General features: G+C 65.2%; 25 protein-coding genes and 2 tRNA genes. 18 read left to right on the top strand and 9 right to left on the bottom strand.

Annotated elements, in window-relative coordinates; translation table 11 throughout:
- The first annotated feature begins 119 nt into the window (after positions 1 to 119).
- Positions 120 to 1,163: an NAD(P)H-dependent amine dehydrogenase family protein gene (locus LWE61_RS09535; RefSeq protein ID WP_234149825.1), complete on the top strand. Its 1,044-nt coding sequence runs from the start codon at positions 120 to 122 to the stop codon at positions 1,161 to 1,163.
- Positions 1,164 to 1,301: 138 nt separating this feature from the next.
- Here the strand turns inward: LWE61_RS09535 and ruvX are convergent, their stop codons facing one another.
- Positions 1,302 to 1,787, bottom strand: a complete 486-nt coding sequence (gene ruvX / locus LWE61_RS09530; RefSeq protein ID WP_234149965.1) for a Holliday junction resolvase RuvX — start codon at positions 1,785 to 1,787, stop codon at positions 1,302 to 1,304.
- The gene (locus LWE61_RS09525; RefSeq protein ID WP_234149824.1) at positions 1,784 to 2,914 is read right to left on the bottom strand and encodes a DUF3089 domain-containing protein; all 1,131 of its coding nucleotides are present in this window, start codon (positions 2,912 to 2,914) and stop codon (positions 1,784 to 1,786) included. Before LWE61_RS09525 ends, ruvX begins: the two co-directional genes overlap by 4 nt.
- Before the next feature lie 193 nt (positions 2,915 to 3,107).
- Here LWE61_RS09525 and gatC point away from each other — a divergent pair, with 193 nt between their 5' ends.
- The 3 genes from gatC to LWE61_RS09510 are packed head-to-tail and all read left to right on the top strand — an operon-like array spanning position 3,108 to position 6,045.
- Complete coding sequence (gene gatC / locus LWE61_RS09520) at positions 3,108 to 3,395, top strand: Asp-tRNA(Asn)/Glu-tRNA(Gln) amidotransferase subunit GatC (protein WP_234149823.1); 288 nt, start codon at positions 3,108 to 3,110, stop codon at positions 3,393 to 3,395.
- Positions 3,395 to 4,876, top strand: coding sequence for an Asp-tRNA(Asn)/Glu-tRNA(Gln) amidotransferase subunit GatA (gene gatA, locus LWE61_RS09515; RefSeq protein ID WP_234149822.1), 1,482 nt, complete (start codon positions 3,395 to 3,397; stop codon positions 4,874 to 4,876). The genes gatC and gatA overlap by 1 nt, the downstream gene beginning before the upstream one ends.
- Positions 4,870 to 6,045: a glycosyltransferase gene (locus LWE61_RS09510; protein WP_234149821.1), complete on the top strand. Its 1,176-nt coding sequence runs from the start codon at positions 4,870 to 4,872 to the stop codon at positions 6,043 to 6,045. The genes gatA and LWE61_RS09510 overlap by 7 nt, the downstream gene beginning before the upstream one ends.
- Before the next feature lie 7 nt (positions 6,046 to 6,052).
- Here the strand turns inward: LWE61_RS09510 and LWE61_RS09505 are convergent, their stop codons facing one another.
- Positions 6,053 to 6,925 carry a hypothetical protein gene (locus LWE61_RS09505; protein ID WP_234149820.1) on the bottom strand — a complete coding sequence of 291 codons (873 nt, stop codon included), beginning with the start codon at positions 6,923 to 6,925 and terminating at the stop codon, positions 6,053 to 6,055.
- A 205-nt stretch (positions 6,926 to 7,130) separates the two neighbouring features.
- On the opposite strand from LWE61_RS09505, the gene gatB reads away from it, so the two are divergent.
- The 4 genes from gatB (at position 7,131) to LWE61_RS09485 (ending at position 11,260) form a co-directional block, all read left to right on the top strand.
- On the top strand, positions 7,131 to 8,633 hold the full coding sequence (gene gatB, locus LWE61_RS09500) for an Asp-tRNA(Asn)/Glu-tRNA(Gln) amidotransferase subunit GatB (RefSeq protein WP_234149819.1): 1,503 nt from the start codon (positions 7,131 to 7,133) through the stop codon (positions 8,631 to 8,633).
- Between the two features lie 91 nt (positions 8,634 to 8,724).
- Complete coding sequence (locus LWE61_RS09495) at positions 8,725 to 9,471, top strand: hypothetical protein (protein ID WP_234149818.1); 747 nt, start codon at positions 8,725 to 8,727, stop codon at positions 9,469 to 9,471.
- The gene (locus LWE61_RS09490) at positions 9,468 to 10,667 is read left to right on the top strand and encodes a M48 family metallopeptidase (RefSeq protein WP_234149817.1); all 1,200 of its coding nucleotides are present in this window, start codon (positions 9,468 to 9,470) and stop codon (positions 10,665 to 10,667) included. Before LWE61_RS09495 ends, LWE61_RS09490 begins: the two co-directional genes overlap by 4 nt.
- Complete coding sequence (locus LWE61_RS09485; protein WP_234149816.1) at positions 10,667 to 11,260, top strand: hypothetical protein; 594 nt, start codon at positions 10,667 to 10,669, stop codon at positions 11,258 to 11,260. The genes LWE61_RS09490 and LWE61_RS09485 overlap by 1 nt, the downstream gene beginning before the upstream one ends.
- Positions 11,261 to 11,374: 114 nt before the next feature.
- On the opposite strand, the gene LWE61_RS09480 is transcribed toward LWE61_RS09485, so the two are convergent.
- On the bottom strand, positions 11,375 to 11,560 hold the full coding sequence (locus LWE61_RS09480) for a hypothetical protein (RefSeq protein ID WP_234149815.1): 186 nt from the start codon (positions 11,558 to 11,560) through the stop codon (positions 11,375 to 11,377).
- Positions 11,561 to 11,805: 245 nt separating this feature from the next.
- Here LWE61_RS09480 and LWE61_RS09475 point away from each other — a divergent pair.
- The 7 genes from LWE61_RS09475 to LWE61_RS09445 all read left to right on the top strand — a co-directional run bounded on the left by LWE61_RS09475 (position 11,806) and on the right by LWE61_RS09445 (position 17,603).
- A tRNA-Leu gene (locus LWE61_RS09475) sits at positions 11,806 to 11,890 on the top strand.
- Positions 11,891 to 11,954: 64 nt separating this feature from the next.
- On the top strand, positions 11,955 to 13,544 hold the full coding sequence (tig, locus tag LWE61_RS09470) for a trigger factor (protein ID WP_234149814.1): 1,590 nt from the start codon (positions 11,955 to 11,957) through the stop codon (positions 13,542 to 13,544).
- Between the two features lie 23 nt (positions 13,545 to 13,567).
- Complete coding sequence (locus LWE61_RS09465) at positions 13,568 to 14,536, top strand: glycosyltransferase family 2 protein (protein ID WP_234149813.1); 969 nt, start codon at positions 13,568 to 13,570, stop codon at positions 14,534 to 14,536.
- Positions 14,537 to 14,666: 130 nt separating this feature from the next.
- Positions 14,667 to 15,302 carry an ATP-dependent Clp endopeptidase proteolytic subunit ClpP gene (clpP, locus tag LWE61_RS09460; RefSeq protein ID WP_234149812.1) on the top strand — a complete coding sequence of 212 codons (636 nt, stop codon included), beginning with the start codon at positions 14,667 to 14,669 and terminating at the stop codon, positions 15,300 to 15,302.
- 146 nt (positions 15,303 to 15,448) lie between these two features.
- Positions 15,449 to 16,711 (top strand): ATP-dependent Clp protease ATP-binding subunit ClpX, encoded by a 1,263-nt coding sequence (clpX, locus tag LWE61_RS09455; RefSeq protein WP_234149811.1) that lies wholly within the window; start codon positions 15,449 to 15,451, stop codon positions 16,709 to 16,711.
- A 351-nt stretch (positions 16,712 to 17,062) separates the two neighbouring features.
- Positions 17,063 to 17,377, top strand: a complete 315-nt coding sequence (locus LWE61_RS09450; RefSeq protein WP_234149810.1) for a pirin family protein — start codon at positions 17,063 to 17,065, stop codon at positions 17,375 to 17,377.
- Positions 17,325 to 17,603: a pirin family protein gene (locus LWE61_RS09445; protein ID WP_234149809.1), complete on the top strand. Its 279-nt coding sequence runs from the start codon at positions 17,325 to 17,327 to the stop codon at positions 17,601 to 17,603. Before LWE61_RS09450 ends, LWE61_RS09445 begins: the two co-directional genes overlap by 53 nt.
- 190 nt (positions 17,604 to 17,793) lie before the next feature.
- Here LWE61_RS09445 and LWE61_RS09440 read toward each other — a convergent pair whose 3' ends face one another.
- The 5 genes from LWE61_RS09440 to aroA all read right to left on the bottom strand — a co-directional run bounded on the left by LWE61_RS09440 (position 17,794) and on the right by aroA (position 24,040).
- Positions 17,794 to 18,891: an FUSC family protein gene (locus LWE61_RS09440; protein ID WP_234149808.1), complete on the bottom strand. Its 1,098-nt coding sequence runs from the start codon at positions 18,889 to 18,891 to the stop codon at positions 17,794 to 17,796.
- Between the two features lie 692 nt (positions 18,892 to 19,583).
- Positions 19,584 to 19,868 (bottom strand): integration host factor subunit beta, encoded by a 285-nt coding sequence (locus tag LWE61_RS09435; RefSeq protein ID WP_234149807.1) that lies wholly within the window; start codon positions 19,866 to 19,868, stop codon positions 19,584 to 19,586.
- Positions 19,869 to 20,110: 242 nt separating this feature from the next.
- Positions 20,111 to 21,823 carry a 30S ribosomal protein S1 gene (gene rpsA / locus LWE61_RS09430; RefSeq protein WP_234149964.1) on the bottom strand — a complete coding sequence of 571 codons (1,713 nt, stop codon included), beginning with the start codon at positions 21,821 to 21,823 and terminating at the stop codon, positions 20,111 to 20,113.
- Between the two features lie 214 nt (positions 21,824 to 22,037).
- Positions 22,038 to 22,673: a (d)CMP kinase gene (locus LWE61_RS09425; RefSeq protein ID WP_234149806.1), complete on the bottom strand. Its 636-nt coding sequence runs from the start codon at positions 22,671 to 22,673 to the stop codon at positions 22,038 to 22,040.
- Positions 22,670 to 24,040: a 3-phosphoshikimate 1-carboxyvinyltransferase gene (gene aroA / locus LWE61_RS09420; protein WP_234149805.1), complete on the bottom strand. Its 1,371-nt coding sequence runs from the start codon at positions 24,038 to 24,040 to the stop codon at positions 22,670 to 22,672. Before aroA ends, LWE61_RS09425 begins: the two co-directional genes overlap by 4 nt.
- A gap of 178 nt (positions 24,041 to 24,218) precedes the next feature.
- Here aroA and LWE61_RS09415 point away from each other — a divergent pair, with 178 nt between their 5' ends.
- The 3 genes from LWE61_RS09415 (at position 24,219) to LWE61_RS09405 (ending at position 26,431) form a co-directional block, all read left to right on the top strand.
- Complete coding sequence (locus LWE61_RS09415; RefSeq protein WP_234149804.1) at positions 24,219 to 24,533, top strand: TIGR02300 family protein; 315 nt, start codon at positions 24,219 to 24,221, stop codon at positions 24,531 to 24,533.
- Positions 24,534 to 24,654: 121 nt separating this feature from the next.
- Positions 24,655 to 24,730: transfer RNA gene (locus tag LWE61_RS09410), tRNA-Ala, on the top strand.
- Positions 24,731 to 25,147: 417 nt separating this feature from the next.
- On the top strand, positions 25,148 to 26,431 hold the full coding sequence (locus tag LWE61_RS09405; RefSeq protein WP_234149803.1) for an MFS transporter: 1,284 nt from the start codon (positions 25,148 to 25,150) through the stop codon (positions 26,429 to 26,431).
- Positions 26,432 to 26,475 lie beyond the last annotated feature (44 nt).

Below are 26,475 nucleotides of genomic sequence, written 5' to 3'. Positions count from 1 at the left end.
GGTGCGGAGGGGGATCGCCGGGGCGTCAAGTGGATCATGTCCCCACACGGGGATAGTGCCATGGGCCGCTTGCGACATTCTCCGCCGCAGCAAGGCGATTACCGGATCTGGGAGAGAGTATGACGGAGAACAAGCGGTATCGTGTCGTTCAATGGGCGACCGGCAATGTCGGGTCGCGCTCGCTGCGCGCGGTGATCGAGCATCCGCTCTATGATCTGGTCGGCGTCTATGTGACCTCTGCGGCGAAGGCGGGGAAGGATGCGGGGGAGCTGTGCGGCCTCGGCCCCGTTACCGGCGTGAAGGCGACGGACAAGGTGGAGGCGATCATGGCGCTGGACGCCGACGCTGTCCTCTACATGCCCGCCTTCACCGATTACGATCAGGTCTGCCGCCTGCTGGCGTCCGGCAAGAATATCGTGACGCCGCGCGGGGAGTTCCTGCACCCCGCCGCGATGAACCCGGAACGGCGGGCCGAGGTGCAGGCCGCCTGTATCGAGGGGGGCACGTCGATCCACAGTTCGGGCAGCAGCCCCGGTTTCATCTCCGACGCGCTGCCGCTGCCGCTGCTGGCGCAGCAACGGCGGCTCGACTGCCTGACCATCAATGAATATGCGAACATGGAAAGCCGCAATTCACCGGAAATGATCTTCCAGCAGATGGGCTATGGCGTCTCGCCCGGCCAGTTCAACCAGCATATGCTGGCCCATGTGAAGCAAGATTTCAGCGGATCGCTGATCGGTCTGGCGGAGGCGATGAACCTGACGCTGGACGACATCACCGTCGAGGGTGACACGGCGGTCGCGAACAAAGATGTGGAGATTGCGGCGGGCAAGATCGAGGCGGGGACCGTCGCGGGCCTGCGTATCACGGTCACGGGCGTCAAGGATGGCAAGCCGCTGCTGCGGTTCCGCGCGCACTGGTATTGCACCACCGATCTGGATCAGGACTGGGGCGAGATGCTCTATTCCGGCTGGAACGTGAAGGTGGAGGGCGACGCGCCGATGGAGCTGCGCCTGACCTTCCCGGTCAAGCTGGAGGATTATGCGGCCTTCACGCCGGGCCTGACCGCGCATCGCCCGGTCAACGCCATCCCGGCCGTCGTCGCCGCCGCGCCGGGCATCCGCACCAACTTCGAACTGCCGAACATCGCGCCGCTGTTCTGAGGGGGACAGGGCAGGGCGGGGCATGTCCCGCCCTGGTCCTGGCCCTGTTTTGTGCAGGCCGGGGGAGGTTCCGGCCTGCATTGGAATGACGGTGCAAGCGCGGGGCGAACGGCCCCCGCCCATGACGACCCCGGTCGCTTATAGCGGGTCGAAGGCGCCGAGGCTGCCCATGCCCAGCCCGTCGATGGCGCCTTGCAGGATATAGCTGGCCGCCAGCTTGTCGACCAGCACGGCGCGGCGGGCGCGGCTGGTGTCCGCGTCGATCATCGCGCGGGTCACGGCCTGCGTGGACCAGCGTTCGTCCCACAGCAATATCGGCAGGTTCAGGTCCGCGACATTGCGGGCGAAGGCGCGGCTGGACTGGGTGCGCGGGCTGTCGGTGCCGTCCATGTTGAGCGGCAGGCCGATCACCAGACCGCGGATCGACTGGGCGGCCAATATCTCCTTCAGCTTGCCCTTGTCCTTGGAGAATTTGGTGCGGGCGATCGTCTCCGACCCCGTCGCGATCATCCATTCCGCGTCGCAGATAGCGACGCCGATGGTCTTTGTGCCGACATCCAGCCCCGCCAGCCGCCCGCCGTTGGGCAGCGCCTGACGAAAAGCCTCCTTATCCGTGGTGATCAGCGTTTCCAAAATGCGTCCAGCCTCCGCCCCGCGTCCGTCTGCACATTGGCCCAGAACAGCATATAGTCATAGACATGGTAATTATTGCCGGGGAGGACATAGGGGCCAAGGTCCGGTTCCCCGTCGATGAGGAGGAGGCCGCGCCAGTCCTGCGCCCCGCTGCAGGTCGCGCCCACGCCGGGGCGGACGAGGGTCAGCGCGCCGTCCTTACCGTCCTTCGTCTGCTCCCGCTTCGCCATGCCCTGATTGGCGGCGGCAGGGACCGGGGCGGGGCCGGACGTGCCGGTGAGCGGGTTGACGCACAGCATCGGCGATCCGCGCCGGGGCTGTCCCGTCAGGCCGCGTCCGGCATCATAGGGTTTGAGGATATAGTCGGCGCCGGCGGGAGCGGCGAAACTCTGCCAGCTCAGGATGCAGCCCGGCTGGTCGGCGCGGGTGCAGGCGGGCAGGCCGAGGGCGGGCAGGTCCGCCGTGGTGGAGATGGGCCAGCCGACCAGATAGGCGGCGACGATGCGCGACGCGACCGGCTTTCCGGCGACCTTGTCCGCCAGCAGGCGCATCAGGTGCCGCGCGCCCTGGCTATGCCCGGCGAGGATGATCGGCCCGGTGGGATTGGCGGCGAGGAAGGCGTCGAACGCGGCGGCGACATCGCCATAGGCGGCGTCCAGCGCCTGCTCCGCTTCGGGCTTTTCGGTCAGGAAGCTGCCGAAGGTCGCCTGCCGGTAACGGGGCGCCCAGAACGGGCCGACGGCGGCGAAGATGCCCTTGTCCACGCCGATGAAGGTGCGGGCGAGGTCGTCCGCACCCTTGTCGCCATCGGGGGCGTTCCATTGGCCGCGGTCGATATAGCTGGTCGGGTGGACAAAGAAGGTCGCGGCCTGCCGCTCCGCCGGGCGGGCGGGCCAGACGTCGGCGCCCGTGGGCTGGGCCGCGCCGGTTGTGCCATGGTCATACCAGAGCGCCGGGCCGGTGTAGCTGGCGGCGGTGCGCGGCGCGGGCGCGCTGAACGGTGCGCCGGGCACCAGCGCGACGCGGAGCAGGCGGTCGCCCCACAGGCGATAGGTGGAGGCGGCGACAATGACGAGGACGATCAGCCCCGCGAAGAGGAACAGGAATTTGCGTGCCAAGGGGTGTCTTCCCGCAAGAGCCGGGCCAGCGAAGGCGATGGCGGCGGATAGCGCGCCCGGTGTTGCTTGACCAGAGGGGCCTTGGCCGGAGCGTCCCTTGGCCAAAGGGGCGTCTCACTCAGGTGACGGAGAATATCGCTGCGCCTGACGACGTGCCTTGATGCAATCCCCCGCCGATGCTAGCGCGCTGGGCATGAGCGTTGACCTTGCAACAGTGAAGAAAATCGCCAGCCTGGCTCGCCTTGCCGTTACCGACGGAGAGGCAGAGGCGTTGGTGCCGGAACTCAACAATATCCTCGGATTCGTGGAGCAGTTGGGGAATGTGGATGTCAGCGGCGTGGAGCCGATGACCGCCGTCATTCCCAATCACCTGCGCCTGCGCCAGGATGCCGTGACCGACGGCAATGTGCGGGAGAAGGTGCTGGCCAATGCGCCGCAAGCCGAACATGGCTTCTTCGCGGTTCCCAAGGTGATCGAATAATGAGCGATGTGACCAACCTGACCGTCGCCGAAATCCGTGACGGTTTCCGTGCGGGCGAATTCACCGCGCGCGAAGTGGCGGAAGGCTTCAACGCCAATGTTGCCGCCGCGAAGGCGCTGAACGCCTTCATCGTGGAGACGCCGGAAAAGGCGCTGGCCGCCGCCGACGCCGCCGATGCCGCGCGGGCGGCGGGCGACCTCAAGCCTTTGTCGGGCGTGCCGATCGGCATGAAGGATTTGTTCTGCACGGCGGGCGTGCAGACGACCGCCGCGAGCCACATGCTGGAAGGATTCGTGCCGACCTATGAATCGACCGTCTCCCAGAAATTGTGGGATGCGGGGGCGGGTATGCTGGGCAAGCTGAACCTCGACCAGTTCGCGATGGGATCGTCCAACGAGACGAGCTTCTTCGGCAATGTGATTTCCCCGTGGAAGCGCGGTTCCGGTGACAATGCGACGCTGGCGCCCGGTGGTTCGTCGGGTGGCAGTTCGTCGGCCATTTCCGCGCGGCTGTGCCCGGCGGCGACCGGTACGGACACCGGCGGTTCCATCCGCCAGCCCGCCGCCTTTACGGGCATTGCGGGCATCAAGCCGACCTATGGCCGCTGCTCGCGCTGGGGCGTGGTCGCCTTCGCTTCCTCGCTGGATCAGGCGGGGCCGATGGCGCGCACGGTGCGCGACAATGCGATCCTGCTGGAAGCCATGTCCGGTTTCGACGTCAAGGATTCGACCTCGCTCGACCTGCCAGTGCCCCAGTGGGAAGCGGGATTGTCCGGCAATCTCAAAGGCAAGAAGATCGGTATTCCCAAGGAGTATCGGGTCGACGGTATGCCGCAGGAGATTGACGCGCTGTGGGAGCAGGGCATCGCCTGGCTGAAGGATGCCGGGGCGGAGATCGTCAACGTCTCCCTGCCGCACACCGAATATGCGTTGCCCGCCTATTATATCATCGCGCCGGCGGAGGCCTCCTCCAACCTCGCGCGCTATGATGGCGTGCGCTATGGCCTGCGCGACCTGCCGGATGGCGCCGGTCTTCAGGACATGTATGCCGCGACCCGCGCTGCCGGTTTCGGGCCGGAGGTCAAGCGCCGCATCATGATCGGCACCTATGTGCTGTCGGCGGGCTTCTACGACGCCTATTATACGCAGGCGCAGAAGGTGCGCGCGCTGATCGCCCGCGATTTCGACCGGGCCTTTGCCGAGTGCGACATCCTGCTGACCCCGACCGCGCCGAGTGCGGCCTTTGCGCTGGGCGAGAAGCAGGCCGATCCGCTGGCCATGTACCTCAACGACGTGTTCACGGTGCCCGCCAGCCTGGCTGGCCTGCCCGCCATGTCGGTGCCCGCTGGCCTGGATTCGCAGGGCCTGCCGCTGGGCCTCCAGCTCATCGGCCGGGCGCTGGACGAGCAGGGCGTGCTGAACGCCGCGCTGGCGATCGAGGAGCGGGCCGCTTTCTCGGCAAGGCCGGAGCGTTGGTGGTAGAGACAGACCCGCCCGATCAACCGCGCAGGATTGCCGTCCTGCTGCCTTCCCTCAACGGCGGCGGTGCGGAACGGGTGGCCTTGTTTCTGGTCGATGTGCTGGCCCGGTCGGGATATGCCGTCGACCTGCTGGTCGCGGTGAACGAGGGGTCGCTGGTCGATCATCCCATCGCCCGGCAATATCGGGTGGACCTGCGCGCGCCGAACGAGATGCTGTGCGGTCCGCATATCGTGCGCTATTGCCGCCGGGCGCGGCCCGACCTGCTGATCGCCTTTGTCCACACGGCCAAGATCATGGCGGGGCTGGCGCGCAAATGGGTGCCGGAGATCCCGCTGGCACTGAGCGTCCATGCTGCGCTCGACATTCCCCGCGCGCATCGGTTCTGGGTCCGGCGCTGGTTCGGCCATGGTCCCGAACGCTGGCTGTATCGCGACGTGCTGGGCTGCCATGTGGTGTCCAGGGCGCTGGGCGAACAGGTGCAGGCGCATTTCGCCATTCCCGCCGACCGCACCCATCTCGTCTATAACCCGATACCGGAGCGGGAGCCGCCGCTGCCCCTGCCGGTGGAGCATGAGGCATGGTTCGACCGGCCGGTCGTCATGACGGCGGGTCGGATGACCCGGCAGAAGGACCATGCGACCCTGATTCGCGCCTTTGCCCGGTCGGGGCTGGCGGGTCGTGCGCGGCTGCTGATCCTGGGCGAGGGGGAACTGGAGGGCAGGCTGCGGGATCTGGTGCAGCGGCTGGGGCTGGGCGACGATGTCATCTTTGGCGGGTTCCAACCGGATGTGCGCCCCTATCTGGCCCGCGCCTGCGGCTTTGCGCTGACGTCGGTGTTCGAGGGGTTCGCGATCGTGCTGACCGAGGCGCTGATGGCGGGTGTGCCCGTCGCGACATTCGATTGCCCCAGCGGCCCGTGTGAGGTGCTGGAGGGGGGCAAGCTGGGCTTGTTGCTCCAGCCCGGCGATGTCGCGGGTGTGGCGGACGCCCTGCGCGCGATGGTGGCGGGGGAATTGGTGGCGCCGCCGGCGGATCAGGTCGCGCAGTCGATGGAACGCTTCTCCTCACCACAGATCGCGCGCGATTACCTGGCCTTTGTGGAGCAATGTCTCGGACGGGGTCTCGCGCGTGGCCCCGTACATGGTCCCGTGCAGGCCGACGCGGGGTAGGGTCAGGTCAGGAGGGGGTTACCGGCGGCAGCGCATGGGCGCGGGTCCGCCGTTGCGGGGAGGGCAGCGACCGCAGGAGTCGCCACGCCTGATGCCAGGGCCAGCCGAGTCGCAGCAGCCAGAATCGCGCCGGGCCATCCAGCGGCGCAAAGGTGGCGTAGAACCACGCCGTCCCGATCAGGTCGGGCCGGTTCGCCTTCAGCCAGGACAGGCATTGCCGCCGCGCCAATATCCGCTCGCGATAGGGGGTCAGGCCGTTGGAGCAGCAGCGCGATCCACTCGACACCGGATGCATATGGGTGACGGTGACGAGGTCGATGATCGCCACATTGTCCATGCCCAATATCTTCTGGAACATCGGCATCACGAAGCTGTCGATGCCATAGGCGGTGATCGACCGTTCGTAGAAATCCCCCGCCGCCAGGAACAGTTCGGTGCGGTAGAAGGGCATCATCACCTCCACCCACCGGGTCTTGCGCACGCTGCTCTGCGGGCAGGCGAGGAAGCGGGGATAGGAGAAATAGCTGTCCGGGCTGAGCGCGGGGGCAAAGCTGTCCAGCTTCTCCCGCCGCGCTATGTCCAGCAGCCGGTTGATCCCGCCGATGCTGGTGCGGATGTCATGGTCGAACAGGGCGACATATTCCGGGCTGCCCCCCTGTTGGCGCAGGTAGCGGCTGACGACGCGCAGCACGTCGCCCTTGCACTCCGTCCGGTGGGACAGGAACGGCCAGTCGCGGTCCGGCGGTGTCGCGCGGCCGGTGAAGTCGAACAGCAGAATGTCGAAACGGGGGTCCGCGTCCAGACCGATATGGTCCAGCGATCCACCATCCCAGGTAAAGACGATCAGGCTTCGCCCAGTGCGCGCGGCAATTCCCTGCATGCTTCCCCAAATGGTGGCGGATACTTTGGCTCATCCCCGTCCTATACGCCTGTCGGGCGCATGACAATCGGGTGACGATGGGTGGAGGAGGGCGGCGCGGCCCCATGGTCCATGAACGGGACAGGCGACATGTCTGTTGCGGGCCGGGGTCATATGGCCCTAGGGGATGCAGAAATGCCGACAACTTCAATCGCATGGAATTGACGTGACCGAATCAAGCTATCGCATCCAGGGCGCAACCGGTGAGTGGGAGGTCGTGATCGGCCTGGAGGTCCATGCCCAGGTGACGAGCCAGTCGAAGCTCTTCTCCGGCGCGGCCACCGCCTTTGGCGCGGAACCCAACAGCCAGGTCAGCCTGGTCGACGCCGCCATGCCCGGCATGTTGCCCGTGCCCAACCGCGAGTGCATCCGTCAGGCCGTGCGCACAGGCATCGCCATCGGCGCGCAGATCAACAAATGGTCGCGCTTCGACCGCAAGAATTATTTCTACGCCGACCTGCCGCAGGGCTACCAGATCAGCCAGCTCTACCACCCGCTGGTGGGTGAGGGCGAGATCGAGATCACGCTGGACGACAAGAAGCCGGACAGCGCCGTCAAGCGCATCGGCGTCGAGCGTATCCATGTCGAGCAGGATGCCGGCAAGCTGATGCACGACCAGCATCCGACCAGCTCCTATGTCGACCTCAACCGGTCGGGCGTGGCGCTGATGGAGATCGTGTCGCGGCCCGACATGCGGTCCCCGGCGGAGGCTGGCGCCTATCTGGCGAAGCTGCGGACGATCCTGCGCTATGTCGGGTCGTGCGACGGCAATATGGACCAGGGGTCGATGCGGGCGGACGTGAACGTCTCCGTCCGTCGCCCCGGCGAGGAATTTGGCACGCGCACGGAGACGAAGAACGTCAACTCCGTCCGCTTCGTCATGGCCGTGGTGGAGCATGAGGCCAATCGTCAGGTCGACGTGATCGAGGCGGGCGGCACGATCGTGCAGGAAACCCGCCTGTACGACCCGGACCGGAACGAGACGCGGTCGATGCGGTCCAAGGAGGACGCGCACGACTATCGCTATTTCCCCGACCCCGACCTGTTGCCGCTGGAACTGGACGACGCCTTTGTCGAGGAATGTCGCGCCAGCCTGCCCGAACTGCCGGACGCCAAGCGCGCCCGTTATGAGCAGGTGCTGGGCCTGTCCGCCTATAATGCGGCGGTGCTGACGGCGGAGGCGGACACGGCGCGCTGGTTCGAGGCGCTGCTGACCGCGGGCGCGGCCATCCAGAAGAAGGACGAGGCGGCGGTGGCCAAGGCGTCGGCCAACTGGCTGATGTCGGAGCTGTATGGCGCGCTGAACCGGCTGGGCCGCGAACTGGCCGACAGCCCCGTCTCGCCGCAGCAGGGCGCGGAACTGCTGGCGCTGGTCGCGGACGGCACGATTTCCGGCACCATTTCGAAGCAGGTATTCGAGATCATGCTGGAAACCGGCGAGCCGGCGGCCAAGATCGTCGAGGAAAAAGGCCTGAAGCAGACCAGCGACACCGGCGCGATCGACGCCGTCATCGCGAAAATCCTGTCCGACAATGCGGACAAGGTCGAGCAGTATCGCGGCGGCAAGGAAGCCCTGTTCGGCTTCTTCGTGGGCCAGACGATGAAGGCGATGCAGGGCAAGGCCAATCCGGGCGTGGTCAATGAATTGCTGAAGAAGGCGCTGGGTTGATCCGACGGGATTTATCCGTTTCGGATGTGAATTGAAAAGGCTAGGCTTGCGAAGGCTTTGGCGTTTTGGTTTCTCCTCCCAGGGGGGAATCATGAAACGCAATCTCACAATCGCAATCCTGCTCGCCTGGACGGGCCTGACCGGTCCGATGGCGTTCGCGCAGGAGCGGGGCGCCGTCCGGCCGAATTTTTCGGCGGAAGCATTGAAGGGGCAGAAAATCCTGCTCTTTCGCCCGACCATCCAGGTTGGTGAGCAGGGGACCGGCGGCACGCCTGAATCCAATGCCGACTGGACGGCCAAGGCGCGCGACCTGTTCGTGACCGAGTTGCGGCGTCGGCAGAGCGACTTTGCGAACGAGATTGTCGAGGAACCCGATCTGGTCGGTGCGGCGGCGGATTCGGTGGCGGCGCATCGGGCGTTGTTCAGCGCGGTCGCCAATTCGGTCATGGTCTATCAGTTTTTCCCCGGCAACCGCCTGCCCACCCGCAAGAACAAGCCGTTCGAATGGACGCTGGGCAAGGAGACCAAGCAGATCGCCGAACTGACCGGCGCCCGCTATGGCCTGTTCATCACGACCGAGGACCAATATGGCTCGCTGGGCCGCAAGATGTTCCAGTTTCTGGCGGCGGGGCTGGTCGGCGTGGGTGTGCAGTCCGGCGTGCATCTGGGCTATGCCGGGCTGGTCGATCTGGAGACGGGCGATCTGGTCTGGCTGAACGCCGATGGCCAGATGGGCGGTGATGTTCGTGATGCGCTGGGCATGCAGAAGCGTGTCGGGCAGTTGCTGGAGGATTTTCCCGGCCTGAAGCCGGGCGTGCAGGTGGCGGCCGCGCCATGACGCGGGGCCATCGCTGGATGGCGTCCCTGTCGGTGTTCGGCCTTGGTCTGGCGGCGATGATGTCCTCTGGCGCGGGGGCTGTTGCGGGGGCGGGGGAGTTTACACGGCCGCCCTATGCCGGGGCCTATGAGCCGCAGGGCGTGGATGAGCGTGGCCTGTGGATGCAGCTTGACGAATATGAACGGCGGTTTCGGGATTCGCCCGCCATATTGCGCGACGAGACGCTGACCGCCTATGTCCATGGCATATTGTGCCGGACCGTGGGTGCCGACCGATGCGGGGCGATGCGCACCTATATCGTCAGGGACGAGAGCTTCAACGCAAGTATGGCGCCCAACGGCCTGATGGTCGTGCATACAGGTCTGCTGGCGCGGGTCCATTCCGAGGCGGAACTGGCGGCGGTGCTGGGGCATGAATTCGCCCATTTCGAGCGGCGGCATTCCTTAGGCCGGTTTCGCAAGGGACGGAGCACGGCGGATGCGCTCGCGTGGATCAGCCTTGCCGGAGCGGTTTCGAGGACCAGCTTCGCCAGTACAGGCAACAGCCTGATCATCGGCTTCGTCAGCTATGGCCGGGATCAGGAGAGCGAGGCGGATGCGCTGTCGGCCCAGTTGGTGCGGGCATCGCCCTATCGCCTGCGGGCATCCGGCATCTGGAAACGGCTGGTGGATGAACAGGATGCCCTGCGCAAGGAGCGGGGCCTGCGCAAGATCAAGCATCTGACGCCCGGCCTTCTCGACAGTCATCCGCCGGAAATGCAGCGGTTCGCCTTCTTCGCAAAGCAGGAGGGCGAAGCGGGCGATGTCGGGGAGGATCGCCGCGACCCCTATAAGGAGGCGACCGCGCCGTACCTGCGCGATCTTTTCGATCCCCTCATCAAGGGCAATGACTTTGCGGGCGCCGACTATGTGATCCGGTCGCGCGGGGATGCGCTGGGCTGGGACGCGCAACTCTATTTCCTGCGCGGGGAACTGTACCGTTTGCGGGGCAATCCCCGCGACCTGGCGACCGCGCGCGGATTCTTCCAGCAGGCTGTGGTCCAGCCGCTGGCGCCGCCGGAAACCTGGCGGGGGCTGGGCCTGTGCGCGATGCGACTAGGTGACAGGACAGACGGGCAGGCGTCCCTTGCCGAATATCTGAAACGCAGCCCGAATGCAGGCGATGCCGCCGCGATCCGGCTTTTGGTGGAGAATTGATGGTGCGTGCTGGACTTTACACGGCCCTGCTGGGACTTTTCTCTCTCGCGATGGCGACACCGGCGCCGGCGGGGTGGAAGTTGCTGGCGGCCAAGCAGCCCGTGCAGGTTGGCACGATGGTGGTGACGCCCACGGCAGACTGGAATCAGGCGGGCGCGCGACCGGGCAAGCAGGGGGTCGCCTGGACGCAGGACGGCTTTGGTCTCAACGGGCTGGAGTTTTTCGCGGCGGTTCCGAGCGGCCTGCCCCTGTATCGGGAGCGGAGCGCGAAGCAGAATCCCATGCCGCGTTTCGACAGCACCATGCTGCTTCCCGACCTGACCGACTTTTTCGAACGCAGTTTTCGGGTGCAGAACAACCTGACCGATTTTGCCGTGGAGAGCAGCGAACCGGCCAGTTTTGGCGGACATGCAGGCGTCGTCGTGCGCTATCGCTACAGCCTGCCGAACGACGAACTGAAGCGGCGCGGCGTCGCCCGGCTGGCAGTAGTCGGCAAGCAATTGTTCGTGGGCAATTTCTACGGCCCGGAACTGCATTATTTCCCCACCGGCCTGCCACAGGCCGAGGCGATCATGGAATCCGCGCGCTTTTAGGGCAGGTTCCGACCCGATTGCATCGCCTCCGCGCTCTAATCTTTTGATTTTCCGCGTTTTCCGAGGCGGCCGATGATTTCACCTGCCTCTGCTTCGAAAACGCTTCAGGTCACATCAGTCGGGCAGGGGTGGCGGCAGTTCGTCCGGTCCGCGCCCCGGATTGTCCACATTGGGCGTCTCCGGCGTGATCTCCGGCGGATCTCGATAGGGGGCCTCGTCCGGCGTCTCGATCGGCGGGGTTTCCGGGGGGGATTGGGGTTGAATGGTGTCGGGCGGCGGGATTTCGGGCTGGCTGGCCATATCTGTCTCCTTGTCCCTGCTCTCAATCGGGTGCGGGCGGTAAAGGTTCCTTCGCTCCGGTGGTGCGGGGTGGGGGTGAGACAGCCTGCATGATGGCGGGGGAAGCGATGTCGTCGGCGCTGACCCGTCCCATGGCTGTCATCAGGCGGTCATGATATGCTTCCCATATTGTGGCGGGCTGCTACGCATCACCGGGATTGCCCTTTGTTTCGCCTTGCTATAGGACGCGCCGACCGGCGACCGATGCGGGCGTGGCGAAACTGGTAGACGCGCCAGATTTAGGTTCTGGTATCGCAAGATGTGGGGGTTCGAGTCCCTTCGCCCGCACCAGTGTCGCCTGCCCTCGTGCAGCGCCAACGCAATTCAGCCTTTCTGGAAGTTCGGAACGAAAAAGATGCAGATTGTCGAGACGTTGAACGAAGGCCTCAAGCGCGCCTATACCCTGACCGTCACCGCCCAGGACATCGACGCCCGCGTCGAGGCCGAAGTCAAGGCGCTGGCTCCCCAGATGAAGATGCCCGGTTTCCGCCCCGGCAAGGTGCCCGCCAATCTGGTGCGCAAGATGCACGGCGAATCGCTCCAGCGCGAGGCGCTGGACAAGGCGATCCAGGCCGGCGTTCAGCAGGTGATTGTGGACAACAAGCTGCGCCCCGCGATGCAGCCTTCGGTCGAGCCGGTGGGTGAGATCGCGCTGGGCAAGGATGTCGAGCTGAAGGTCGCGCTGGAAGTGCTGCCCGTGATCGAGGCCCCCTCGACCGACGGCATCACGCTGGAACGCCTGACCGTCGAAGTCACCGATTCGCAGGTCGATGAGGCTGTCGAGCGCATTGCCAGCGGCAATCCCCGTTTCGAGGACAGCGCCGAGGGCCATGCCGCGGCCGAGGGCGACCAGGTCATCACCGATTTCGTCGGCAAGACCGCCGATGGCGTCGCCTTCGACGGCGGCACCGGCCAGGACATGCCCGTCGTGATCGGTTCGGGCAGCCTGATCCCCGGCTTCGAGGACCAGCTGGTCGGCGTGAAGGTCGGTGACGAGAAGCAGATCGCCGTCACCTTCCCCGAAGATTATGGCGCGGCCAACCTCGCCGGCAAGCCCGCGACCTTCGACCTCGTCATCAAGGCGGTGAAGGTGAAGGCGGCTGGCGCGCCGGACGATGAGTTTGCCAAGTCGCTCGGCCTGGAGAGCCTGGAGAAGCTCAAGGAGCTGCTTAAGGCCCAGATCGAGCAGGAGCATAACGGCCTGACGCGCACCCATATGAAGCGCAAGCTGCTCGACCAGCTGGCCGACGCGCACAGCTTCGACGTGCCGCCGACGATGGTCGAGGCGGAGTTCGAGCAGATCTGGTCGCAGCTTCAGCATGAAGCCGGTCATGAGGAAGATCCCGCCGCCGCCCTCGCCGAGATGGAAGCGGAGAAGGAAGACTATCGCGGCATCGCCGTGCGCCGGGTCCGCCTCGGCCTGCTGTTGTCGGAAATCGGCCAGGCCAATGGCGTGGAAGTCAGCGAGCAGGAAATGAACCGCCTGATCGCGCAGGAAGCCCAGCGGTACCAGCCCAACCAGCGTCAGCAGTTCGTGGAATATGTCCGCAACGAGCCGATGGCCGCTGCCCAGCTGCGCGCGCCGCTGTATGAGGACAAGGTCGTCGACTTCCTGTTCGGCAAGGCCGCGATCACCGATCGCGCCGTGAGCCGCGAGGAACTGGAGTCGGAGATCGAGGGCGAAGAGGGCGGTCATGTCCATGGCCCCAACTGCGGCCATGACCACCACGACCATGCCGCCGAAAAGCCCAAGGCGAAGGCCAAGGCCAAGAAGGCGGACGCGGAGCCTGTAGCCGAGGGCGAAGCCAAGGCCGACGACGCTGCGGCCAAGCCCAAGAAGGCTCCGGCCAAGAAGGCTGCCGCCGCTCCGGCTGAGGAAGGCGCTGCCGAAGCGGCTCCCAAGCCCAAGAAGGCCCCCGCCAAGAAGAAGGCGGACGCCGAATAATCCGCGCATCATAGTAGCGGATAATGTCAGGAACCATTTCCGGGACGGCAGGCGCGGGACCGCGCATCGCCGTCCTGCTCCCCTGCTATAATGAATCGGTGGCGATCGGGCAGACGGTGGCGGGTTTCGCCGCCGCCCTGCCGGACGCCACCATTTATGTTTTCGACAACAACAGCTCCGACGATAGCTGCGCGGTGGCGAAGGCCGCTGGCGCGGTCGTGCGGTCCGTCCGCCAGCAGGGCAAGGGCCACGTCGTGCGCCGCATGTTCGCGGACGTGGAGGCCGACATCTATGTCATGGCCGATGGCGACGCGACCTATGAGGCCGCCGCCGCGCCCGCGATGATCGCGGAGATGCTGGAGGGCGACCTCGACATGGTGGTCGGCGCGCGCCGGTCCGAGGTCGATGCCGCCTATCGCCGGGGTCATGTGCTGGGCAACCGCATGTTGACCGGCCTGCTGCGCCGCCTGTTCGGCCGCAGTTTCACCGACATATTGTCCGGCTATCGCGTCTTTTCGCGCCGGTTCGTGAAGAGTTTTCCTGTCCTGTCCGCCGGTTTCGAGATCGAGACGGAGATGAGCGTCCACGCGCTGGAACTGCGGATGCCGGTGGGCGAGCGGATGACGGCCTATGCCGCGCGGCCGGAAGGGTCCGAATCGAAGCTGAGCACCTATCGCGACGGCTGGCGCATCCTGAGCATGATGGTGCAGCTCTATCGCACGGAACGGCCGCTATGGTTCTTTGGCGCGATTTCGGGGCTGTTGCTGGCGGTGGCGCTGCTGCTCGCTGCGCCGCTGGTGCTGACCTATCTGCACACCGGACTCGTCCCGCGTTTCCCGACGGCGGTGCTGACCGTGGGGCTGGTGATCCTGTCCGCCCTCAGCCTGATGTCGGGCCTGATCCTCGATACGGTGACGCGCGGGCGGCTGGAAATGCGGCGGCTGGCCTATCTGGCTCATCCCGCCCCCTCGGCATCGGCGGCCGGGCGGTGATCGCCGGGGCGGATTTGGAACAATCTGACGCCCCGAACGTCTGTGCGGCGTCGGAAAATTCCAAACCACTTGAAGGGATCGTCAAGAACTCCGATGTAAGCCCGGCAAGGGCAACAATCGAAAGACGATCATGCACGATATTATGACCGACCCCATGGCTGCTCTCGTTCCCATCGTGATCGAGCAGTCGAATCGGGGCGAGCGCAGCTTCGATATCTATTCCCGGTTGCTGCGCGAGCGCATCATCTTCGTGACCGGTCAGGTCGAGGATCATATGGCCTCGGTCATCACCGCCCAGCTGCTGTTCCTCGAGTCGGAGAATCCGAAGAAGGACATCTGGATGTACATCAACTCGCCGGGCGGCGTGGTGACGGCGGGCATGGCGATCCACGATACCATGCAATATATCCGTCCCAAGGTCGGCACCGTCTGCATCGGTCAGGCCGCGTCGATGGGCAGCTTCCTGCTCGCCGCCGGTGAGCCGGGCATGCGCGTCGCGCTGACCAATGCGCGAATCATGGTGCACCAGCCATCGGGCGGCGCGCAGGGCATGGCGTCGGATATCGAGATTCAGGCCAAGGAAATCCTGCGGATTCGCCGTCGCCTCAACGATCTGTACGTCAAATACACCGGCAAGTCGCTGGAGGAGGTGGAGCGGGCGATGGATCGCGACACCTTCCTGGAGGCTGACGAAGCCAAGGCTTTCGGGCTGGTCGATCAGGTTTTCGATCGCCGTCCCGTGACGGAAGCCCCCGCTGACGCATGATCGACAGGGATAGGGGCAATTGTTTACGGGACTTGCGTAGGCAGTGCACCCTTGTGAAAAGAATGTGACGCGGTTTAGGATGACCTTGGCCAAGTCGGTCCGCTCCCCGCCACGGCGGCGGGGCAGCGGACGAAGAAAGGCGATGAATGACGAAGCTTACCGGTTCCGACTCGAAGAGCACGCTGTACTGCTCCTTCTGCGGCAAGTCGCAGCATGAGGTCAGGAAGCTGATCGCAGGGCCGACGGTGTTCATCTGCGATGAATGCGTCGAGCTGTGCAACGACATCATCCGCGAGGAGACCAAGGGCGGTCTCGTCGGACGGCGAGATGGCGGCGTGCCGACGCCGCAGGAAATCTGCGACGTGCTGAACGATTATGTGATCGGGCAGATGCGTGCGAAGCGCGTCCTCTCCGTCGCGGTCCACAATCACTACAAGCGCCTCAACCATGGCACCAAGTCCGGTGATGTGGAGCTGGCCAAGTCGAACATCCTGCTGGTCGGCCCGACCGGCTGCGGCAAGACCCTGCTCGCGCAGACGCTGGCCAAGACGTTCGACGTGCCCTTCACCATGGCCGACGCGACGACCCTGACCGAGGCCGGCTATGTGGGTGAGGATGTGGAGAACATCATCCTCAAGCTGCTCCAGGCGTCCGACTATAATGTCGAGAAGGCGCAGCGCGGTATCGTGTATATCGACGAGATCGACAAGATCAGCCGCAAGGCGGAGAATCCGTCGATCACGCGCGACGTGTCGGGCGAGGGCGTGCAGCAGGCCCTGCTCAAGCTGATGGAGGGCACCACCGCCTCCGTTCCGCCGCAGGGTGGCCGCAAGCATCCGCAGCAGGAGTTCCTGCAGGTCGATACGACGAACATCCTCTTCATCTGCGGCGGCGCGTTCGCCGGGCTGGAGAAGATCATCGGCGATCGTCTGGAGGGCAAGTCCATCGGTTTCGGCGCGCATGTCGCCGCGCCGGAGGAGCGCCGCACGGGTGAGCTTCTGAAGCAGAGCGAGCCGGAGGATCTCCTGAAGTTCGGCCTGATCCCGGAGTTTGTGGGCCGTCTGCCGGTCATCGCGACGCTGGAAGACCTCGACATTCCGGCGCTGGTTCAGATCCTGTCCGAGCCGAAGAATGCGCTGGTGAAGCAGTATCGCAAGCTGTTCGAGATGGAGAATGTGGAGCTGAGCTTCACGGACGACGCACTGGTCGCGGTCGCCAAGAAGGCGATCGAGCGCAAGACCGGCGCGCGCGGCCTGCGCTCCATTCTGGAAGCGATCCTGCTCGACACCATGTTCGACCTGCCCTCGATGAGTGGCGTGGCCGAGGTCGTGGTGGACCGGGAAGTGGTGGACGGCAAAAAGGAGCCGGTCCGCGTCTTCGCCGACAAGAAGGCCAGCGACGCCGCCTGATCGGCTCCCCGCGATAGGAACAGGAAAGCCCGGCCCGTTGCGGCCGGGCTTTTTCGTTTGGGAGAGGGGCATCGGATTTCGGTACGGATCACCGATTGCGGTGCGCATAAAACATGACCATGAGTCAATTTAATAGGGCGTCACCGACAGAGGCGCGCGCCATAGTCGTACGCGCTGGACGATATGATCGAACCTCGGCCTTTCTCGGACCTCGGCGGTGCGGGCAACCCGAAGCACCGGGCCATCGTCCCCATCGGGTCTGGAACGACGATATTTTTAATCCGGTGGCGGCCTTCCGCTCCATCCCTATCGGGACATGGAGATCATCACCTATGGCTGGAGGGGGCGATCATGCACAAGGACAGCCTGGGCAATGAAGGACGCACCGTCGCCGGGGATGTGCAGGTGATGCGTGCGGGGACCGGCATTTTCCATTGCGAATTCAACAGGGAGGATAAACCCACCCGCCTGTTCCAGCTGTGGATAGACATGCGCGCGCCCGACGCCAGCCCTCGCTGGGCCTCAACCGCTTTCCCAAAGGCGAACCAGACGGGGCGATTCGCGACCGTGGCAAGCGGACGGGTGGGCCGGGGTGGCCTGCCCATCGACGCCGATGCCTGCGTGCTGGGCGCAACCGTTCGGGCGGGGGAACAGGATAGAGCATGATCTGGCGGGCCGCCGCGCCTATCTTGTGGCCGCTTCCGGGCGGATCGCGATCGACGGCATCACTTTGGGCGCGCGGGATGGCGCCGTGAGAGAGCGGGAGGAGCGGATTCCACTCACGGCCCTTGACGATACGCAGATTGTTCTCGTCGAGCGGCATGGAGCCGGGGCGATCAGGGGGGGGCGAGGGAGGAAGGCGGAGCCGGTAGCCGCGCAACGTTTCCTGTGATGGCCGTATTTTTAGGTCGCCATTCGCTGGGGCCGATTACCGCGGCCGCAGATGCGGGCTGTGGCCTGAATCGTCGATCGCCCTCTCCATCTGGCCGATCGCGCACTATTCTTCTCAAAGATCGTGCTCACCCTGAAGGGGATGCGCTAGGCTACCGTCTCAAGCCATTCCGCAGAACGGCTTCGGGCGATCAGATGTCGCTCTGCCGGTCGCCACCCGCAACCTGTGCGCTGCCGCCGCGCCGGGCGAACAGGTTCCATGTCAGCATCACCGGCTCCAGGAGCGCCATGCCGATGACGATGCCCAGCAGCCGCTCCAGCCCCGGTTCCAGCGCGGCATCGGCATAGCTGTCGGGAACGAGGATCACGAGGATCGCCAGCGCAAACTGCATGCCCGCATAGCGCATCGGATGATCGCTATTCTCCAGATGGCGGCCCAGCACTACGCCGATGACAGTGCCGAGGATCAAGATGGTGGGAGACCCGGCGGCGAAGACCAATATGGGGGCGGACACGATGGCCCCGGCGATGCACCCGATGAAACGGTGGCGGATGCGCGCCCGCACCGGCGTCGCGCGGCGGTCGCCATTGCGGTTCAGGGGCACCAGCACCACCGCCATGATGGTGATCGCACTCTGGGCGAGGGCGGGCAGAGACAGCCATGTGCCGATCAGCGTGAGGAGGACCAGCCCCAGACCGCCCTGCACCGCCAGTGCAAAGGCGTCGGCATGCCAGCCCAGCCATGGCTCGCTGGGCGCACGGGGCGCAGGCCAGATACGGCGCAGAGTGATGGCGGAGAGGAGGCTGACCGCCATACAGGCAAAAGTGCCCGCCATGGTTTCCACCAGCCGGGTCTGGACGAAGGCATCGAAGGCGACCTCCGGATGCTCCATCTTGTCGAGCGCCACCATGGCGAAGGTCAGGCCAAGGAAGAGCCAGCCATAGGCCCGCCGCGCCGTCAATGTCGCGTAGAGGCTGCCCGCGCCCACGACGAACAGCGCGAGCGTGGCAAAGGGCATGGAGGCGACGAGCAGGGGCGCGAGCGCGAGCGCCAGAAGCCCACCGGTCAACGTGCCGCTGATCCGCAGCATGCCGCGCGACAATGTGTCCATCACATGGCCGCGCATGACCATATAGCCGGCATAGGCAGCCCAGCTGATATGGCTGGCGCCCAGCAGATGCGCGACGAGAATGGCGAGCAGGACGGACACCGCACATTCCACCTCGTCCACGGTGCGCGCGGTGACGTGGCGGCCCAGCGACGGGATCAGCGGAACAGGGCGGGGCATCGGAACATCATCATCGCGGTTCAATCCGTGGGAGGTGGCATGGCATGATCGGTCCGCCTTGTCTGTGCGGGCCGGTCGGCTCTCTCCATCAGGGATAGGGTGCGAAGGGACGGGGCGCATGGTTGCGTTCTCTCGGTCCCGGTGCGACTGGGGCGCTGGTTATTGGCGACGCCGATTGTCGGCATGGCCAGCGCCAGGAAGATTTGGCCCTCTCCCCGGATAGCCAGGGCAGCGCTGCGTCCGGCGGAACTGCCCCGGCTCGTCCGGGAAATGGTGCGGGCGGGGGGACTTGAACCCCCACGGGCAAAGCCCGACGGATTTTCTTACCGCTACGGCTTTCGCCGCCATGCCGGATTTGCATCCCGGCATGTTCGTGGTCTGGACTATCCCTTCGCCCTGTCCGCAGGATAACCCGCAGATTTAGGCGCTGCCCGTCTAGTCTCTACACCTTCCCGGCATCGAAACGACGCCGGGCTTGGCTCGGGATTGCCATGCCAAAGGTTTCCCCGAATTTGAGCAGTTCTACATCGCGCGTTTCCGCGCGCGCACTCGTTAGTTGGCGTCTTTCAAGTCCGTTGCGTCTACCGATTTCGCCACGCCCGCACATGGGCCGGGATCGTATAGAAACACATGCCCCCGAAACCAAGCCCCCTGTGCAGGATTGGCCGGATTATCGACGGACGGCGCTCGACTCAACTGTCGGCGTTGAGGCGTTCGCGCATTTCCTTGCCGGGCTTGAAATGCGGCACGCGCTTGGCGGGGACGGAAACCTCGTCGCCGGTGCGCGGATTGCGGCCGATGCGGGCATCGCGCGCACGTGTCGTGAAGGCGCCGAAACCGCGCAGTTCGACACGTCCTCCGGACGCGAGTCGATCGACTATGGATTTGAAGACAAGGTCCACCAGCTTGTCGATTGTCGGTAACGACAGATCGGGATTTTCCTGCGCAAGCTTTTGAACCAGTTCCGACCGGATCATTATTCCCACCCCTTAAACCAAATTGGTTATCGCTGACCCCCCAGCCGACCATAACCAATGCCAAACCCGTCCCCTGGACGGTGCGTCAATCTATACCAAGTTCTAATCGGTAAATGTATGAATTTACACATATCATTCGGGCCGAATTTCGCCCTTCTGCCACAAAAAGAGACAGGCGTCTCCCTCATGGCGAAAGCCGCCCCGACAGCATGTGTCGGGACGGCTTCACACAGTCATAAAGCTTAGTTCTTGGCCTTCAGGGCCTCGCCCAGAATGTCGCCCAGCGATGCGCCGCTGTCGGACGAACCATATTGGGCAACAGCCTGCTTCTCTTCGGCGATCTGGAGCGCCTTGACGGAGAAGTTGGGCTTCTTGCTGCGGTCGAAGCCGATGACGAGCGCATCGAACTTCTGGCCGGGCTGGAAGCGGTCGGGGCGCTGCTCGTCGCGGTCGCGGCCGAGGTCGCTACGCTTGATGAAGCCAGTCACGCCGCCTTCGCCAGCCTGAACCTCCAGGCCGCCATCGCGGACTTCGAGGACAGTGACAGTGACGGTGGCGTTCTTGTTGAGGCCGCCGGTGCCGCCGGCAACGGCCGTGCCGCCAACCGTGGGTGCGCCCTTTTCAAGCTGCTTCATGCCGAGGCTGATGCGCTCCTTCTCGACGTCGATGTCGAGAACGATGGCGGTCACGCTCTCGCCCTTGCGGTGCAGGTTCAGAGCGTCCTCGCCGGAAATGCCCCATGCGATGTCGGACATGTGGACCATGCCGTCGACGTCGCCGTCCAGACCGATGAACAGACCGAATTCGGTCGCGTTCTTGACTTCACCTTCGACGGTCGAACCGACGGGATGACGATCTGCGAAGCTCTCCCACGGATTGCTCTGGGCCTGCTTGAGGCCGAGGCTGATGCGGCGCTTGTCCTCATCGACTTCCAGAACCATGACGTCGACTTCCTGGCTCGTCGAAACGATCTTGCCGGGGTGGACGTTCTTCTTGGTCCAGGACATTTCGGAGACGTGAACCAGACCCTCGATGCCCGGCTCCAGCTCGACGAACGCACCATATTCGGTGATGTTCGTGACGCGGCCCGACAGCTTGGCGCCGATCGGATACTTGGCCGATGCGCCTTCCCACGGATCGCTCTCCAGCTGCTTCATGCCGAGGCTGATGCGCTGGGTGTCGCGGTTGATGCGGATGATCTGAACGCGGACGGTGTCGCCGATGTTGATCATTTCCGACGGGTGGTTGATGCGCTTGTAGCTGAGGTCGGTGACGTGCAGCAGGCCGTCGATGCCGCCCAGATCCACGAACGCACCGTAATCGGTGATGTTCTTGACCACGCCCTCGATGATCTGACCCTCGGCCAGATTCTGGATGAGGCCCGAACGCTGCTCGGCGCGGGTCTCTTCGAGGATGGCGCGACGCGAAACGACGATGTTGCCGCGACGACGATCCATCTTGAGGATCTGGAAGGGCTGCGGAATGTCCATGAGCGGCGTGACGTCGCGGACAGGGCGGATGTCGACCTGCGAGCCGGGCAGGAAGGCCACGGCGCCGTCGAGGTCGACGGTGAAGCCACCCTTGACGCGGCCGAAGATGACGCCTTCGACGCGGCTGTTCTCGGCGAATTCCGACTCCAGCTTGTCCCATGCGGCTTCGCGGCGGGCGCGGTCGCGCGACAGCATCGCTTCACCATGGCTGTTCTCGACGCGATCAACGAAGACTTCGACTTCGTCGCCAACCTTCAGGTCGGCCTTCTGGCCGGGGGCGGCGAATTCGCGCAGGGCAACACGGCCCTCGCTCTTCAGGCCAACGTCGATGACGGCCATGTCGTTTTCGATGGCGGTGACGGTGCCCTTAACGACGCGGCCTTCGAAGCCGCCTTCTGCGCCACCGAGGGAATCATTGAGGAGCGCGGCGAAATCGTCGCGCGAGGGGAATGCCGTAGAGGCCATGTAGAGTTCTTCCTTCACATGTTTTGCTGGCCGACCGGTTGTCTCCGGCGGTCTTTTCGATTCCGGGCCGCATCGGGGATGAAGCGTCGGAACCGTGGCCAAACCGCCGCCCGGACCGTATGTCACGAGCGACATCTTCCAGGCTGGCGAGGTCGGGGTCGCACGGGCCGGAAACGGAAAAGGGCGCACGGAATCACCGGCGCCTCAACCCTGGTCACAATATTGTGTGACGTTCCAACTGCGCGTCCACGAGCGCGATAGCCTCTCGGACGGCTGCGTCTATACCGAGATTGCTGGTGTCTAGCAAGACCGCATCCTCCGCGCGCACGAGGGGCGCGGCGGCGCGCCCGGCATCGCGCGCGTCCCGTTCGGCGAGGTCGGCGGTGATGGCGGCGAGGGTGACGTCGACGCCCCGCGCGACCATCTCCGCATGGCGGCGGCCCGCGCGCGCCTCCAGCGATCCGGTGACGAACAGCTTGGCGTCCGCATGGGGCACGATCACCGTGCCGATGTCGCGCCCGTCGAGGATCGCGCCGCCCGGCTGGGCGGCAAAGGCGCGCTGCCGGTCCAGCAACGCCTGCCGCACCGCCGGATGCCGCGACACGCGACTGGCCAGCGCGCCGGCGGCTTCGGTGCGCAGGGCGGGGTCGTCCAGCAACGCCTCCGGGAAGGTGCTCCCCCGCAACGCTTCCTCCTCCCGGTCCGGGTCGCCGCCCAGCGCCGCGCAATGGGCGCCGACCGCGCGGTAGAGCAGGCCGGTGTCGAGGCAGGGCAGGCCATAATGGGCCGCCAGGGCGCGGGCGAGGGTGCCCTTGCCCGATGCGGTGGGACCATCGACGGCGATAATCATGCGCGAACCACGCCGAGGCTGCTCAGCAACGGCTCGAACGTCGGGAAGCTGGTCGCCACCGGGCGCATGTCGTCCACGGTCAGACCGCCCGTCGTCACCAGCCCGGCGATGGCGAAGCTCATGGCGATGCGATGATCCAGCGAGGCGGCGATGACTGGTGGTTCATTGCCGCCACCCAGAGGCAGGCCGCCGGTGCCATGGATGACGAGGCCGTCCTCGACCTCCTCCACCCGCGCGCCGATGCGGGCAAGCCCCTGCGCCATCAGGGTGAGCCGGTCCGATTCCTTGACGCGCAACTCGTCCAGCCCGCTGGTCCGCGTCGTGCCCTTCGCCAGCGCGGCGGCGACGAACAGGATAGGGAATTCGTCAATCATGCTGGGCGCGATGTCCGGCGGCACGTCGATGCCGGTCAGCGTCGAATGGCGCACGACGATGTCGGCCACCGGCTCGCCGCCCACTTCGCGTTCGTTGATGTAGGTGAGGTCGCCACCCATCGCCTTCAGCACCTCGAAAATTCCCGCGCGGGTCGGGTTAAGGCCGACATTGGTGACGGTGACATGCGAGCCGGGGACGAGCAGCGCCGCCACGACCGGGAAGGCGGCGGAGGAGGGGTCGCCGGGTACGATGATGTCCTGCGCGGTTAGTTCCGCCTCGCCGGTCAGGGAGATGATGCGGGTGCCGTCGTCCTGCACCTCCACCTCCAACGTGGCGCCGAAGCCGCGCAGCATCCGTTCACTATGGTCGCGGGTGGGGACGGGTTCGATGACGCGGGTGATGCCGGGGGTGTTGAGGCCGGCGAGCAGGATCGCGGACTTCACCTGCGCCGACGCGACGGGCAGGCGATATTCGATGGGTACGGCGGGGCAGAGGCCGCGCATGGTGAGCGGCAGGCGCAGGGCGCCATTGGCCCCTGGCGTGCCCATGAACGCGGCGCCCATCAGCGACAGCGGGTCGGTCACGCGGCCCATGGGGCGCTTGCTGAGCGAGGCGTCGCCGGTGAAGGTCGCGGTGATGCCATGGCTGGCGATCAGGCCCATCAACAGGCGGGTGGAGGTGCCGCTGTTGCCCATGTCGAGCGCCTCGACCGGCTGCATCAGGCCGCCCACGCCGACGCCGCGGACGCGCCATGTGCCGTCATCGTCGCGGGTGATGGTCGCGCCCATCGCGCGCATGGCGGCGGCGGTGGACAGCACATCCTCCCCCTCCAGCAATCCCGCGATCCGGGTTTCGCCGACCGCCAGCGCGCCGAGCATCAGCGAACGGTGCGAGATGCTCTTGTCCCCCGGCACAGTGACGGTGCCGGACAGGGGCGGGGCGGGCGAAAAATGACCCGGTGCGGGTGACGAGGAGGAATGGGGCGCGCTCATGGGGGTTTTGCCGGCTTTCGGTCGTTCGGCCCGGCGGTGGAATGGCCGGTCCTTTTTGCAAAAAATCGCGTCGGCTTTTGACAGCGCGGGCCTGCTATGGCAAGGCGCGCCACGTTTCGCGGCTTCCGGGATGTTCCCGGTGGCCCGCATGTGATTTTCTGAAAGGACAAGGCGGCACATGGTGAAGCCTGAATGGGGAACTAAGCGGACCTGCCCGAAGTGCGCCACGCGCTTCTACGATCTGCAAAAGGAAGAGCCGGTTACGTGCATCGAGTGCGGCAACCAGTGGACGCCGGAGCCGGTCCTGAAGTCCAAGCAGCCGATGCCCTATGAAGAGAAGAAGGTGGTCGCGGCCGAAAAGGTTGATGACGATCTGGACATTGATATCGACGTCGATGACGAAGAGGCATCGCCGGACAATGACGTGGACCTGGGCGGCGACGACGACCTGGGCGTGGATGCGTCCGACGCGCAGGGCGACGACGACGTCTGAGAATTTCCGCCATTTGCAAAGTTTTTTGCGAATGGCGGAAAAAGAGGCTTGCCAGCCTCGGCGCTGCTGACTAATGGCAGCGCCTCACCCGCCGGGTCTACCCAGACCGGCACGAATGGATGGGGCCTTAGCTCAGCTGGGAGAGCGCCTGCATGGCATGCAGGAGGTCAGCGGTTCGATCCCGCTAGGCTCCACCAATTCCTTTTTCATGCTATGAAATGGCTTTCGCCGCTGCACCGGAATGGTCAGCGGCTTTTGTGCTGTTTGGGGTCTGTTGGGTACGGCTGAGGCTATGGGCCGGACAGGCTCGATTCTCTCGTTTCCGGATAATGTCTTGGTGGTCATTGGAAGGTCGGCAACGCAATCATCACCGTTGCGCTGGATCGGGTGTGGAGTGACGGGCAGACTCATGCCCTTGCGGGATGCCCTGTCGTTGCAGGACAAGAGGGACTGTCTGCTCCTCAACGCAGGAAATGCTGTCCGTTTCGTGCCGTAGGTAAACCGCCCAACTCATCGCCCAGCGACTAATTATCGTTCCCGAATATGACATGCTTTTCCAAAAGGGGGATTCGGGTCATAAGGCCGCTTTCATAAGAGGCAGGAGAGGACGGCCCGTGAGGAAGTTTATCATAGGCTGGCGTCAGGTGGGTGCCTGTCTGGTCCTGCTGGCGGCGGGAGCAATGATCGCGTCGGTGTACAGCGTGGTCGCGGTGCCGCTGGCAAAGGAGTTCCAGCCCAGTCGCATGGTGCTGATGTTGGCGATGACAATCATGTCGATGGTTGGCGGCGCTCTGTCACCGATTCTGGGCAGCCAGATGGACCGCCGGTCGCTGCGCGGGATGATGTTCTTGGGGGCGGGGCTGCTGTCCGTCGGATTCGTGGCGTTGTCCTTTGCCACCAGTTTCACGCAGGTGCTGATCGTCTATGGCTTGTTCATGGCCCCGGCGAATGTGCTGATCGGGCCGATGGCGGCGTCGGTGCTGATCTCCCGCTGGTTCGTCCGGCGGCGCGGGGCGGCGATCGGCATTGCGATCACCGGGGTGGCGCTGGGCGGCTTTTTCTTTCCGCCACTGATTCAGGGTCTGCTCGACTTTTTCTCATGGCGTGACGCCTTTCGCCTGCTCGGCCTGATTATCGGCCTGATGACCTTCCCGGCGGTGGCGCTGGTCATCAACACCCCGGCAGAACGCGGGCTGCATCCCGATGGGGTGGAGCCGGACCCGGAGGCGGTGCGGGCGCTGGCGGCACAGCCGGTCCTGACGAGTCGGCAGGTGTTGGCCGATCCGACCTTCTGGTGCGCGGCGCTGGTGTTCGCGGTGGTGCTGTCGGGGATGAAGGGCATGGTCACGAACCTGGTGCCGCTGGCGCTGGACGAGGGGATCAAGCCAACCGTCGCGGCGTTGCTGATCTCCATCTATTCCGCTTGCGGATTCGTGGCGAAATTTTCCTTCGCGGTGGTGTCGGACCGGCTGAACATGCGGACACTGTTGTTCGTCAGTCTGGCGGGGTTTGCGACCGGCGCGATCCTGCTCACCCGCGCCGACATGGGCTATGCGGTGATTGCGACCGGCGTGGGCTTGATCGGCCTGTTCGGCGGCCTGATGGTGCCGACGCAGGGGCTGTTCATTCCGCGCGTCTATGGCGCGGGCGCGGCGGGCCGGGTCGGCGGGTTGATGAGCTTCGTGACCTTGTGCGCGTTGCTGTCCACGCCCCCGATCTTTGGCCTGATCTTCGACCTGACGGGCAATTATGACGCGATCTTCCTGAGCTTTGCGGTGTTGGCCGTGGGGGTTATGCTGGTGGTCCCCCGTATTCGCCTGCCGCAGCGGCCTGCTCCGACGGCGCGGGATGGAGAGGGAACTGGGGTCGCCCTGCCTGTCGCGGTCGAGCGACCCTGATGCAGGGATGACCGTCGGCGAGACTTGCCGACGGCTCGGGCGCG

Origin of the sequence: Sphingobium sufflavum (assembly GCF_021403115.1) — a bacterium.
Classification (GTDB): domain Bacteria; phylum Pseudomonadota; class Alphaproteobacteria; order Sphingomonadales; family Sphingomonadaceae; genus Sphingobium; species Sphingobium sufflavum.
Note: the sequence above shows the minus strand (reverse complement) of the source record. Positions and strands in the feature narration are given on the sequence as shown.